This window comes from Gardnerella sp. CCPDSM, from assembly GCF_056754715.1.
The window spans coordinates 1-12,696 of sequence record NZ_JBQEQO010000010.1 but is presented as its reverse complement, the minus strand read 5'-3'; the positions used below and the strand labels follow the sequence as shown (position 1 = coordinate 12,696).

The window sequence follows — 12,696 nt, the reverse complement described above, 5'->3', positions numbered from 1 at the left end:
TTCTTAAGAAGGACGATAAGTCGTCTAAGCAGTCTGCAGAAGATAAAAGAATTGCGTTACAAGACTTATAAAACACAAAAACCGAGTTATCGCGGCAGTTTTTGCTAATTTTGCAATTTTTGCCACGATAACTCTTATAACATAGCAACGAAACACCATTCTGCATCGCAGATTAGCCGCTTACTCGCATCTGCTGCGCAAAGGCACGTCCAAATACTAGATTGAAATAGATCCAAGTACTCGATTAAAGCGCAAGAAAGCACAATAATTTATTCTTGCACAATGGCTATTACTCTGCATGAAGCGGAACGTGTACATTAATAATCCACGAATCGCCATCTTCAATAACTTTAAAAGTTCCGCCAACGCGTTCCGCAAGCATCTTATGAAAACGCAACCCATATCCTAATTGCAAGTTAGCAAGAATACCGCGCTGCGCACTATTTATACACGTAATATGACATTCATGGTCATTAAGCATTACATTCATGGCGTATTCTTTAGGCTTTGCAGCATGCTTTTTTACGTTCGCAAGCAGTTCTCGGCAAATATACTCAATTTGAGCACATTCTTCAAAAGGCAAATGCGCTGATCTCGAATCTTCAGCAGCTAAATCACTACTAAAGTCAATGGAACCAATATAACCAAGCTTTTCAAACGACTTTTGCTCACCATCAAATAAAAGGCGTAATCCTGTGCAAAAATCTTTATAACATGTAGTCGATTGCATAACATCGCCAGTGCTTGCAGTTGTAGCATTGTCAAGAAGAGAAATAATATTACGTGCTCTATGAACAGTTGTAGTAGCACGTTGAAGAATCTCTCGCGAATTTTCACGCTCTTGCTCATGAGTCGTTTGAGGTTCAATAGATTGTTGAGCCATCATCATAATGCTGGAAAGCTCATTAGTTACTTCATCGTGCATGCGAATTGCGGCAATAGTGGCATATTTTTGAAAAACGTTGTAACGCTGTGCAAATAACTGTTCCTGTTGTTGGTGAATAGTAGAAATATAGTATTTTACGATCGCGCTAGAAATAAGAACGATAAGAAGCCACCACGCTAACACATAAGCGTTTTGAAAATCGCAGATAATAAAGAACCATGAAGATACTCCGCAAGAAGAAAGCACGGTGTACCAAGGTTGAGTAATTACAGCAATTGCCAAACAAATCAATATGGTAAGCATCATAGATGAGTAGTTGATATTTGGCGCAATAATTACCAACGGCATCCAAATGAGCACAATAAAAGATGCTTTACGTGGCCATATTGCAATGCATAAGCAGATTACAATCCATACTATTTCAACTGTAATTGCATGCCAATTAGAGTAGTAATGAAGATTATTATAGGAACAAATCTCAAGAATCAAAGTACAACTTATGATTACACCAATTCCAATTTTCTGCCAGGCATCATGCGGCAAAAAATTGATCATACGCGTTAATAATTTCATAACTACCTACTTTTACACGTTAATTTCTTACACGTTATATGTCATGTGAATATTTTGCGAGCACAGCAAGCGCCTGAATGCGACTTTTAACTTGAAGTTTTCCATAAATACGCCGTAAATGCGTGTTGACTGTTGAAACTTTCACATTAAGCTGATCTGCAATCTCTTTTGACGAATACCCCTGTTTACACAAGCGCATAATTTCCGATTCTTGAGGAGACAAAACTGAAGTCTTCGGAAGTTGAGAAATCATATTAAATGATTCTTGCGGAGTGTGAAAATAGTCAATATATTGTGGCAATTCTGGACACCCGTAGCTCGTTGAGCGCGATTGGATAGCTGCAACTACGTCTGCTAAATTGTCTTTATGCACTAACGCTTGACCACCCGACTTAGCAACTTGCAATACGTATTCATCCAGCATGTAGGAAGTAATGCCAATTAAAACAATATTGCTATTGCGCTCGCGAATTGCTTTAATTACATCAACACCACTCATTTCTCTCATTGACATATCTACTAAAAGTACGTCAGGAGTATTTTCTGTAACGCAACGATGAATAGCTTGTTTTGCAGAAGAACACATCCATGCACAAACAAAGCTTTCAGGCAAACGACTTTTCAGAAGAAATTGCATATATCGCAATACAAGCGTGTCATTATCAACAATTGCGTAAGTAGTGTTCATACAATATATGGTATCTTGTTTCGAAATCCGCTTATCAAGAGATGTGCGATTGTATTGTTTTTCTCAAATTATCAAGATTGTACACATTAAAGTGCCATACGCTAGCACTTTCCGTTGGTACACTCCATTCTTCGGTTTTGCCATTCGCAGTAAAACGAATTATTTGAGTTGTTGGCTTACTTATAACTTCAAAATTAGTGAGTTGATTCCACGCAATACGACGAAGATACTTATCGTCTAATTTAGCTAGATTACCCGAGCCTAAAATGACATTCGGATTAACAATAATAAACTCATTATTAGTGGCAGCAATAATACGCGCAACAACGCTTTGCGCTACATAGAATAATTTAGGTAATAAAAATAGTTTGATTAAATCTTTCCACCAAGGGTCGTATTTCATAGTAAGCACATACGTCTTATCAACTGAAAGATTGTGATCTTTAAAGTACTTGACGATATCTTCTTCTCGTATACCGCGCAAAGGATTAGTCATAATAAGCACCTCCTCGTGATTCTTGTTTTGTAAATTACCAACATACTAACGTGCAGATTTTATCTACACAAATAGGCGTACCTATTTTTAACGATAGTGCTTTTAGAAAACTTTTTAAAAACTTTTACTATTAGCAGTTTGTATGTTCTCAACAATCAATATTTAAGAATATTTCCGTTTTGGAAATATTCTTAAATAGAAGCGTACTTATGGAGTTATCGTGGCAGTTTTTGCTAATTTTGCATTTTCTGCCACGATAACTCTTATAACATAGCAACGAAATAGCATTCTGCATCACAGATTAACTTCTTATTTGCGTTTGCTGCACAAAGCCACGTCCAAATACTCGATTAAAAAGCGTCCAAATACTCGGTCAAAAAGCGTCCAAATACTCGATTAGAATAGAGCCAAATACTCGGTTGAAATATGTCCAAATACTCGATTGGAACGCGTCTAAGGGAGATTCTGATATGAAAGAATATTATGAAAGAGTTTCTGACAAGGTGTTGCTTGAACATTTAAAATCTAAAGGCGCTGTTCTTATTGAAGGCACGAAGTGGTGCGGAAAAACAACTTCTGCGAAGCATGTTGCCAACAGTTTCATTGAAATGGATCGTCCAGATATGACAGAGCAATATCAACAAATGGCTAGAATTAAACCATCATATCTTCTCAAAGGCGCCACTCCTCATTTGATTGACGAGTGGCAGATTGCTACAAATATTTGGAATGCAGTTCGTTATGAAGTTGATCGCAGAGGAGAATTCGGGCAATTTATTCTTACTGGTTCTTCTGTTCCACTTCACTTGAGTGAAGGAACACATACGGGGACAGGGAGAATAGTGCGTATGCGTATGCGTACAATGTCTTTGTTTGAATCTAAGGATTCAAGCGGCGAGGTGTCAATAGGAGACTTGTTTCATGGGAAAGAAGTTTCAGCTATAAATCATCATAGTATTGAAGATATCGCTTTTTACATCTGTAGAGGTGGATGGCCGATTGCTTTGAATCGCAGTGAGAAAGTTGCATTAACACAAGCTTTTGATTATGTTGATGCGGTTGTGAATGATGATATTTCTAGAGTGGATGATTTTCAGAATGTGCCTGAGAGGACAAAACGTTTACTTAGATCATATGCAAGAAATGTTGCTACGCAAGCTTCTTTGGAGACTTTGCGTATGGATGTAATAAGCAATGATGTTGATACATTTGACAAAGAAACTCTTTACAGCTATATCAATGCGCTTAAAAGGATTTTTGTTATTGAAGACTCTCCAGCGTGGAGTCCGAATCTACGTTCGAAAACTGCAATCAGAACGTCTGATACGCGATACTTCGTTGATCCATCTATTGCAACTGCAGCACTTGGCCTTGGTCCCACAGATTTAATACATGATTTAGCACTTATGGGTTTGATTTTTGAAAATCTGTGCATAAGAGATTTAAGAATATATGCTGATGCATTAAATGGAAACATATATCACTATAGAGACAAGACTGGGCTTGAGTGCGATGCTGTTATTCATTTGAGAAACGGCGATTACGGATTGATTGAAATAAAGCTAGGTGGAGACAAGTTGATTGATGAAGGTGCATCAAACTTACTAAAACTAGCAAATAAAATCGATACAGAGAAAATGCATAAGCCGTCGTTTTTGATGGTGCTATGCGGAGTTGCGCCATTTGCGTATCAGAGAGAAGATGGAGTGTTCGTTGTTCCGATTACCTGCTTGAGAGATTGAGATGAGGTTTGAATTTTACCGCATTCATTGAACTCTGCGAAAGTCGAGGTTGGAAGGGAAAGCCTTTACAAAAGCTTAATATGCGACGGAAATCCTAGCTTTCGGACTATTGCAAAGGTTGTTCAAGCGTTAGGTGAGCGTATTGCAATAGAACAAGCAAATGCGTGACATGCACAGTTATCGTGGCAAAAATTGCAAAATTAGCAAAAACTGCCACGATAACTGATATGATTGTTTACTTATTATTGCAAAATTGTATCCTGCAGGATAAAATACTTTTATGGAGATACTTAAAACAGATGAGTATCGCAATTGGATGAAAAAACTTCGCGATACGCAATCTAAAGCTCGAATTAACGCGAGGCTAAGATTATGTGAAATTGCAGGCAAGCCAGTAGGTGATTTACATCCAGTTTGCAATGGCATTAGCGAGCTGCGTTTTACTTTTGGGCCAGGATACCGTGTGTATTTTGCACAAAAAGGCTCAAAACTAATGCTGTTACTCGCTGGTGGAGATAAAAGTAGTCAAAGTAAAGATATTAAACAAGCAAAGATGCTTCTTGCACAGTTAATTGAGGAGAAGAAATGGTAAATATAAGTAAATGGGATGCGAGTGAGTATCTTGAGGACGATGATGATGTTATTGCGTATCTCAATGCCGCAGCAGAACTTAATGATCCTCGTTTGTTGCAAGCTGCTATAGGTGATATTGCAAAAGCTCGAGGAATGAAAGAGATTGCTCAAAAAGCTGAGGTTGGAAGGGAAAGCCTTTACAAAAGCCTAAGACGAGACGGCAATCCTAGTTTTCAGACTATTGCGAAGGTTGTTCAAGCGTTAGGTGGACGCATTGCAATAGAACCTGCAAATGCGTGACATACCAAGCTATCGTGGCAAAAATTGCAAAATCTGTCACGATTACTCCATAAGTGCGCCTCTATTTAAAAATAATTCCAAAACGGAAATATTCTTAAATATTGATTGCTGAGAACATGCATATTATCATATAATTAATTTTAGTTCCAAAACGGAAATATTTTTAAATAGGAAGATGCGTGAATCGTGGAAATAAAGCGTGATTATTATTTAGATAAATTAGCTCGGAAAATAAATAACGGATTTATTAAAATAATCACGGGAATTAGAAGAAGTGGAAAATCTTATCTTCTTAACAATTTATTCTATAATTACTTGCTCAAAAGTGGCGTAGACAGCAGCCATATTATTAAATTTGCTTTTGATTCAGGTAATGATCTATTAAAAATAGGTGAAGATTTAATGAGCCTAGATATTTTAAGTGGAGAAAGGCTAGTTGATCCTAAGAGATTTATAGATTACATACTAAGTAAAACAAATAGTGATGAAAAATTTTATATACTTTTAGACGAAGTGCAGCTATTGGCATCATTTGAACACGTGTTAAATGGATTCTTACGTCAAAAAAATTTTGATGTTTATGTTACTGGCAGCAATTCTAAATTTTTATCGAGCGATATTATCACTGAATTTAGAGGGCGCGGAGATGAAATTCATGTTATGCCTTTAGTTTTTTCTGAATTTTTCCAAACTTTTGATGGAGATAAAGAAGATGCTTTTGCCGAGTATCAAACATTTGGAGGACTACCTGCGCAATCTTTGATGGATAACGATGAAGATAAGATGAATTACCTCAAAACTCAGCTAGAAAATGTGTATTTACGAGATATTGTCAATAGATATAATATCCGTTTAACAAGTGAATTGGGTGATTTGCTAAATATTGCAGCTTCTGGAATTTCCACTCTTATAAACCCAACAAAAATAGCAAATACTTTTATGACGGTGAAAAAGTTAAAAATTTCCACCAGCAGCATAGATAAGTTTATAGGATGTTTTGAAGATTCTTTTATGTTAAAAAGAGCCTATAGGTATGATGTAAAGGGTCGAAAATACATAGGGACACCTTATAAAATATATTTTGAAGATATTGGACTGAGAAATGCAAGGCTTAATTTTAGGCAGATTGAGCCAACGCATTTAATGGAAAACATTATTTATAATGAACTCAGATTCCGTGGTTATATGGTTGACGTTGGGATGGTTATTAAAAGAAAAAATGAAGTTAATAAAGATGTAAAAAAACAACTTGAAGTCGATTTTATTGCTAACCTTGGCGATAAGCGATACTATATTCAATCCGCGTATAGTTTACCATCGTCAGAAAAAACAGATCAAGAAAAAGCATCACTGTTGAGCATTGATGACTCATTCAAAAAAATCATCATTGTAAAAGATAGAATAAAACCATTTTGGGATAAAGATGGCATACTTATCATTAATTTATTCGACTTTTTGTTAGATAGAAATAGCTTAGATTTATAGTATTTTCTGGAAGCTAACTGCTGAAATGTGAAACAATTCTTTTATCTAAAGTCTGCAGAAGATAAAAGAATTGCATTACAGGACTTATAAAACACAAAATAACACATTATCGTGGCAGTTTTTGCTAGATTTGCAATTTCTGCCACGATAACGCTTATAGCATAGCAACGAAACAGAATTATGTGTCACAGATTAACCGCCTACTTGCATCTGCTGCGCAAAGGTTCGTCCAAGTACTCGATTGAAATACGTCCAAATACTCGGTCGAAATACGTCCAAATACTCGAATAAAAAGCGTCCTTAACATTTTTTGTTGACGCAACGAATAAGTAAATCTATCATGTTGGTGGGAGACATATTGCCCCCCCTCAACAAGTAAGTTGGAGGTTTACGATGAAGAAAATTTCACATATTGTATCGACAGTAGTACTAGCAGTTTCAATGGCATTAGTTCCATGTGCTACTGCCTATTGGGATTGCAAATAATCTGTATGTATGAATAACTTATTATAGGGGATGCGATGTCTCGATTATTGCGTTCATTGTCATGCGCACTTGTTCTTCTGCTTACGTTATTTGCATCGCTGTTAGGTTTGACAAAAATGAACGACTCCTTGGGTGATTGTATTGCTATATATCCGCAAACGAGTCGCCTTTTTTCATTACGCGGTGTGACAGAAGACAAAGCTGATCAAATTTATGCATTACTCAAGAATACTGTTGCTCAGCATAATGCTTTTGTGGTTCGTAATGATATGCGCTTGGCAGCGAGTGACGCCGGTGTAGATGGTTTTGAGCTTGGCATATTTGGCAATCCTCGAGGTAAAGAAGACCTTATTACCTTGTCATATCTCGGAACGCCGATTCTGACATCGCATGCCTTTACGCAATTATTGCACAGCGAAAGTAGCAAAACGCTTGGACTTGATATGGCAAAAGCAGATATGCTTGCTGATCTGCCCGCTATTTCCATTGAGGGTTCGCGTTTAGTTGTTCGTCAATTAGATGCCCTCGTCGACAATAGTAAAACAAAGCTTGGCGATTACAGGATTGTGGGACTTTCTAACCGAGACTACCATGCATTAGTTACTCAAGCTGCTCGCATCGCTGGCACAACCTACCAAGATTTTCAACGTGGAAAATCTGGAATAGCGCGATCCAATAGTTTTAATCAACTTACTTTTATTATTGTCTGCATTGTAACAGTGTTGCTTCTTGGCATTACGATAATTGCTGATGGGTATCTTTCGTATAGAACATTGGGAAGCTACTTATTGCTGGGTTGGTCGCGTTCATCGTTTGCTTTGCGTCATCTTATGCCGATACTTGTTTCAACGCTCGCCGTATATCCTCTTGTTTGTATCGTGATGAGTTTATTTACTCGCGGATTTATATGGAATATTCAATTGTTAATGCAGGCGCTGGTTATAGCGTTGCCAGTTATTGCAGTTGTGTTGCTTCTCAGTGCATTAGTTATTTTGATGATTATTTCTGTGAAACCAGTAGATGCAATTCGTAATCGTATCACCAAACGTGGTATGCTTATTGCTCTTGCACTCGTTTATGCTATTGCATCAACATGTGTATTAGAAGGTGTGCATAGCATAGATGGGCCAATAGGTGAGTTGACGAAAAGTGTGGAAGTTGCTCGTATGTGGCATCCTGTATTAAACCAGAGAATTATGTATCATCATCTTGTAGGGCAAGATGGTGCTTCGGTATCTGGTCAATCGACGCAGTATGCCAAAGATGCTTTTGCATGGTATCGTTCTATTGAGGATAAGCCAGGAGTAAGGCTTGTTTACACAAGTTTCTTTGATGCGGATATACTACAAGATTGGCGCAATGGTAGCGTATATAAGCATGTGCCTTCTAAGCCATTCTGGTCGTTTGTGGCGTCGCCTAAGTACTTGCAAGATCAAGGGTTTACTGTAGATAGCGATGTCAAAAACCTTGCTCGTCAGGGTGTGCGCATTTACTTCATTCCCGATACGTATAATCCTCAAGAGCAGACTTCGATGAGGCGGTGGCTTAAAGAGTCAGACAACTTAACGTCTACTGATGTTTCGACCAAGTTTACTGCGCATCCACAATTCGCATTCCGCACATATCATCCTTCTCGTGAGTGGTTTAACTGGTCTACAGATATCCATCATAAGGTTATGGTAAAAGATCCTATTATTTTTTATGCGACAAGTGATAATTTGAATGCATCTGAAAGTGAATCATTACTTGCTGGCGGTCTTGACAATAGTTATATTAAATTGAATGATCAAGCAGCAGCTCGATATCTGAGCGACGCTTATACTGCACGGTATCATCTTGATGATAATCATCTTCAATTTTTACGAGTAAGCGAATGCATTGCAGGATATCAAAAGACGATTATGCAGACGTTGCAATTGTTTGGTAGTGTAATTCTGCTTATTACCCTGCTTATGTTGATATTGCTTATAGCGATTATTGCTATGTTTGCAGCATGTTATCAAGAAAGTATTGCAGTGAAACGATTGCTTGGTTTTTCGCTATTACGCATATTTTCTATGCCATTCTTGCTTGTGGGAATCGTTCAAGGAGTACTTTTTGTTATTGCTTCGATTGAACGTACTCGTTCTGGCATGATATATGTGCTGATTTCGGCAATTATTGAACTCATATTATTAACGATACAAACATATTATTTGAGTAATAAACACATTACTTCTATGGTAAAGGAGTAGTTGATAATGCAAAACAATGGTATTGAACCTTTAATAAGCGTACGCAATCTTTATAAATCATATGGAAATCGACCGGTTTTACATAATCTTAGTTTTAGTGTGCAACAAGGAGAATCGTTAGCAATCATGGGGGCTTCCGGCTCTGGAAAATCCACTATTCTCAACATTCTCGGCATGCTTGAAACCTATGATAAAGGTGAAATAAAGATTGCTGGCAAAGAACTTCCAGCTATCAATTCTGTTGCTGCTACTAAGTTACGTCGTTATCATATTAGCTATTTATTTCAATCGTTTGCATTGCTCAATAATCGAACTGTATTTGATAATTTGTGGATTGCAATGGCATATAATAAAGAGTCAAAGTCTGTTAAACACCAAATGATTGATGCAGTTCTTGCTGAACTCAATATTGAGTATGCTAAAAATGACCGTATTGCTGTGCTTTCTGGTGGTGAACAGCAGCGAGTTGCGATTGCTCGTGCAATGCTGAAACCTGGCTCGTTGATTTTGGCAGATGAGCCGACGGGTTCACTTGATAGAGATCTTGCTGATAAAGTGTTTGCGCAATTGCAAGCGATGAATAAAGAATATAACAAGACATTACTTGTAGTGACACATGATCCTTTGATTGCTCAGCGATGTGATCGTGTGTTGCATATTGAGGTGCTAGCTCGGTAGTTGCATTGCTTCTCTTCTCTTCGTTAAATTTCGGATTATCGTGGCAGAAATTGCAAATTTAGCAAAAACTGCCACGATAACTTGTGATTTAGTAATAATTGTGTACACAATGGTGCTACTTTGGTATTACGTTGGGTGCTGTAGGTCTGTTATAATAAAGCAAAGCATGAATAACAAATTCATGATTTTGAGCTTAAAGGAAACGACATGACTTCTACAAAAACAGCTAGAACAGGCAGATTAAGTGTAAGAGTTAATCCAGAAATACGGGATAGCGCATCGCAAGTTCTTGAACATTATGGTCTTGATATGAGTTCAGCAGTCAACCTATTTTTGTATCAGATTGTAAATACGCAACGTTTCCCATTTTCACTTGAAAGTTCTCCATATGAGCACGCTATTGATGAAGCTATGAAAGAAAAACCGATAGCTGCAGGTACTGTAGACGATTTTGCTGAGCTGATGCGCAATGCCTAAACCGCCATTTTATAGTCCAATCTATCTGCGAGATGTTAAGAAATATAAGCAGAAACATTACGATATTGAGCAAGTAATCAATATTGTAAGACTTATTTGCAATGGTGCAGATTCTCGCGAGCTTGCAACTTATAGAGATCATATTCTTAAAGGCTCATACAAAGGCGTGCATGAATTGCATGTTTTTGCAGACGTTCTACTGTTGTATCAAGTTAAAGAAGATTGCATTATATTTCTACGCTTAGGATCTCACGACGACTTATTCTAGCTAGAAAAAACTGCCACGATAACGCGCGGTTGCGTTGAGCATATTGCAAAATAATATAATTTAGATTATTATAATTATGATTATAATAATCGTGATTATAATAACTTGAGCGCAGATTCAGAAGCTATAAGATGCGCTGAAAAATATTGCAATTATTAGCGTAGCGGCAGGTGGAATATGGTTTTTGTTGGCAGACAAGACGAGTTACAAGTACTGGAAAAACTGTATGAAAACAGCAAGCACTCGTTCCAGATGGCAATAGTTTATGGTCGTAGAAGAATAGGAAAAACTTCGCTTATTTCACAATTTTGTAAAAATAAGCGCGCAATACTTTTTACTGCTCGCGAACAAACTAATATCGAGAATTTGCGTGATTTCTCGCGAACTGTGTACGATTTCTTCAATCTACCGTCAACTACAGGATCGTTTAATAATTGGAACGACGCTCTCGATTTTATTGCGCAACAATCTAACAACGCAAATCAAATTGCTTCTCAATCTCCACTTATTCTAGTTTTCGACGAATTCCCGTACGCAGCTCAAGCAGATAAATCCTTAGCGTCAACATTCCAAGTCGCAATAGATCATAAATTTAAGAACACGAACATGACTCTTATTTTGTGCGGCAGCAACGAAGGATTCATGGAAAGTGAAGTGCTTGGTAAAAAGAGTCCGCTTTACGGAAGACGTACCGCACAGATTCGCTTGCAACCATTTGATCTTTTTGAAGCATCTGAACTTATGCCAAATAATGCTACTTGGGAAGATAAAATCAACTATTTTGCATCTCTTGGAGGAACACCATACTATATCGAACAGTTAGATAATAACTCTTCGTTTGCGGAAAATCTTGAGCAGTTATGCTTTAAGATTTCGGGAATTTTGTACGCTGAACCAGACATGCTTATGCGCCAAGAATTGCGCGATCCGTCAACATACAATAGTGTGCTAAATGCTCTTGCAACGGGATGCAATACTCCAACTTTAATATCGGATCGTATTGGATTGCCGGCTACATCAGTGAACGTGTATTTGAAAACATTAGAAGGCCTTGGATTAATTGAAAGAAATATTCCATTCGGCATGAATCCACTTCATTGCAAAAAAGGATTATGGCAGATTTGCGACCCATTTTTTGCGTATTGGTATAGGTTTGTAGCGCCTAATAAAGGATTGATCGAACGCGGACTTTCAAGTGCTGCCGCAAGTAGTGTTCTTGGTGGTGAGCATGAAGTGTTTAGCACTTTTGTGGGTCAACAGTTTGAGAAAATGTGCGAACAGTGGATTGTGTGCCAATGCAAAATTGGAAGAATGGACTTTTTGCCAACTAAGTTAGGTAAATGGTGGGGTGCGGATCCTATTGCTCGTGAACAAACTGATATCGATATTGTTGCAGAAGACGATATTAACAAGCAGCTTATTATTGCAGAATGTAAGTGGCGTAATAATCTTAACGAAGCTGAAGCAGTGAGCAAGTTGTTGCAGCGAGCAACTTTAGTTGAGAATGCAAAAAATCGCGATTATAAGAAAATATTTATGCTTTTTACAAAGCATCCAACTTCTTACAATCCTCGTCATGCTAAAACAAGCATCAATTTTGTTGACGCGCAAACAATGTTTTTTAACTGATTACGAGACAATAGTTACGAGACTATATTGCGTAGCAATAATCACAAGTTATCGTGGCAGTTTTTGCTAGATTTGCAATTTCTGACACGATAACGTGTTATTTTTGTGTTTTATAAGTCTTGTAATGCAATTCTTTTATCTTCTGCAGACTGCTTAGATGACGTATCATCTTTCTTAAGAG

General features: G+C 37.5%; 12 protein-coding genes and 1 pseudogene. 10 read left to right on the top strand and 3 right to left on the bottom strand.

All coding sequences use genetic code 11. The annotated features are described in order from the left end of the window. Positions 1-289: 289 nt before the first annotated feature. From ACTJLE_RS05950 to ACTJLE_RS05940, 3 genes are read right to left on the bottom strand one after another with little or no spacing between them, the layout of a single operon-like run. A complete protein-coding gene (locus ACTJLE_RS05950) occupies positions 290-1,459 on the bottom strand; it encodes a sensor histidine kinase (protein ID WP_481267850.1) in 1,170 nt (389 codons plus the stop codon). A gap of 34 nt (positions 1,460-1,493) precedes the next feature. Continuing rightward, positions 1,494-2,147 carry a LuxR C-terminal-related transcriptional regulator gene (locus ACTJLE_RS05945; RefSeq protein ID WP_481267849.1) on the bottom strand — a complete coding sequence of 218 codons (654 nt, stop codon included), beginning with the start codon at positions 2,145-2,147 and terminating at the stop codon, positions 1,494-1,496. Between the two features lie 34 nt (positions 2,148-2,181). Further along, positions 2,182-2,643 carry a hypothetical protein gene (locus ACTJLE_RS05940; RefSeq protein ID WP_116712186.1) on the bottom strand — a complete coding sequence of 154 codons (462 nt, stop codon included), beginning with the start codon at positions 2,641-2,643 and terminating at the stop codon, positions 2,182-2,184. A gap of 470 nt (positions 2,644-3,113) precedes the next feature. Here ACTJLE_RS05940 and ACTJLE_RS05935 point away from each other — a divergent pair, with 470 nt between their 5' ends. The 10 genes and pseudogenes from ACTJLE_RS05935 to ACTJLE_RS05890 all read left to right on the top strand — a co-directional run bounded on the left by ACTJLE_RS05935 (position 3,114) and on the right by ACTJLE_RS05890 (position 12,515). Continuing rightward, positions 3,114-4,385, top strand: a complete 1,272-nt coding sequence (locus ACTJLE_RS05935; RefSeq protein ID WP_116712187.1) for an ATP-binding protein — start codon at positions 3,114-3,116, stop codon at positions 4,383-4,385. Between the two features lie 39 nt (positions 4,386-4,424). Continuing rightward, positions 4,425-4,553: pseudogene (locus tag ACTJLE_RS05930) on the top strand (helix-turn-helix domain-containing transcriptional regulator); the annotation flags it as partial. A gap of 112 nt (positions 4,554-4,665) precedes the next feature. Further along, on the top strand, positions 4,666-4,977 hold the full coding sequence (locus tag ACTJLE_RS05925; RefSeq protein ID WP_119487090.1) for a type II toxin-antitoxin system RelE/ParE family toxin: 312 nt from the start codon (positions 4,666-4,668) through the stop codon (positions 4,975-4,977). Then, positions 4,971-5,258: an addiction module antidote protein gene (locus ACTJLE_RS05920; RefSeq protein WP_004109873.1), complete on the top strand. Its 288-nt coding sequence runs from the start codon at positions 4,971-4,973 to the stop codon at positions 5,256-5,258. Before ACTJLE_RS05925 ends, ACTJLE_RS05920 begins: the two co-directional genes overlap by 7 nt. Positions 5,259-5,444: 186 nt before the next feature. After that, entirely contained in the window at positions 5,445-6,743 is a 1,299-nt protein-coding gene (locus ACTJLE_RS05915) for an ATP-binding protein (protein ID WP_481267848.1), read from the top strand. Positions 6,744-7,264: 521 nt separating this feature from the next. Then, positions 7,265-9,463, top strand: a complete 2,199-nt coding sequence (locus tag ACTJLE_RS05910; RefSeq protein ID WP_481267847.1) for a hypothetical protein — start codon at positions 7,265-7,267, stop codon at positions 9,461-9,463. A 6-nt stretch (positions 9,464-9,469) separates the two neighbouring features. Continuing rightward, positions 9,470-10,141: an ABC transporter ATP-binding protein gene (locus tag ACTJLE_RS05905; RefSeq protein ID WP_481267846.1), complete on the top strand. Its 672-nt coding sequence runs from the start codon at positions 9,470-9,472 to the stop codon at positions 10,139-10,141. A 207-nt stretch (positions 10,142-10,348) separates the two neighbouring features. Continuing rightward, complete coding sequence (locus tag ACTJLE_RS05900; RefSeq protein WP_004110348.1) at positions 10,349-10,618, top strand: type II toxin-antitoxin system RelB/DinJ family antitoxin; 270 nt, start codon at positions 10,349-10,351, stop codon at positions 10,616-10,618. After that, positions 10,611-10,886 carry a type II toxin-antitoxin system RelE/ParE family toxin gene (locus tag ACTJLE_RS05895; protein WP_481267391.1) on the top strand — a complete coding sequence of 92 codons (276 nt, stop codon included), beginning with the start codon at positions 10,611-10,613 and terminating at the stop codon, positions 10,884-10,886. Before ACTJLE_RS05900 ends, ACTJLE_RS05895 begins: the two co-directional genes overlap by 8 nt. A gap of 177 nt (positions 10,887-11,063) precedes the next feature. Beyond that, positions 11,064-12,515 carry an ATP-binding protein gene (locus tag ACTJLE_RS05890; protein ID WP_481267845.1) on the top strand — a complete coding sequence of 484 codons (1,452 nt, stop codon included), beginning with the start codon at positions 11,064-11,066 and terminating at the stop codon, positions 12,513-12,515. Positions 12,516-12,696: the final 181 nt, after the last annotated feature.

Excerpts from the sequence above, each read along its gene's own strand:
- ACTJLE_RS05905 (WP_481267846.1), top strand. The coding sequence starts at position 9,470 with ATGCAAAACAATGGTATTGAACCTTTAATAAGCGTACGCAATCTTTAT.
- ACTJLE_RS05925 (WP_119487090.1), top strand. The coding sequence starts at position 4,666 with ATGGAGATACTTAAAACAGATGAGTATCGCAATTGGATGAAAAAACTT.
- ACTJLE_RS05940 (WP_116712186.1), bottom strand. The coding sequence starts at position 2,643 with ATGACTAATCCTTTGCGCGGTATACGAGAAGAAGATATCGTCAAGTAC.
- ACTJLE_RS05895 (WP_481267391.1), top strand. The coding sequence starts at position 10,611 with ATGCCTAAACCGCCATTTTATAGTCCAATCTATCTGCGAGATGTTAAG.
- ACTJLE_RS05910 (WP_481267847.1), top strand. The coding sequence starts at position 7,265 with ATGTCTCGATTATTGCGTTCATTGTCATGCGCACTTGTTCTTCTGCTT.
- ACTJLE_RS05935 (WP_116712187.1), top strand. The coding sequence starts at position 3,114 with ATGAAAGAATATTATGAAAGAGTTTCTGACAAGGTGTTGCTTGAACAT.
- ACTJLE_RS05920 (WP_004109873.1), top strand. The coding sequence starts at position 4,971 with ATGGTAAATATAAGTAAATGGGATGCGAGTGAGTATCTTGAGGACGAT.
- ACTJLE_RS05890 (WP_481267845.1), top strand. The coding sequence starts at position 11,064 with ATGGTTTTTGTTGGCAGACAAGACGAGTTACAAGTACTGGAAAAACTG.
- ACTJLE_RS05945 (WP_481267849.1), bottom strand. The coding sequence starts at position 2,147 with ATGAACACTACTTACGCAATTGTTGATAATGACACGCTTGTATTGCGA.
- ACTJLE_RS05900 (WP_004110348.1), top strand. The coding sequence starts at position 10,349 with ATGACTTCTACAAAAACAGCTAGAACAGGCAGATTAAGTGTAAGAGTT.
- ACTJLE_RS05950 (WP_481267850.1), bottom strand. The coding sequence starts at position 1,459 with ATGAAATTATTAACGCGTATGATCAATTTTTTGCCGCATGATGCCTGG.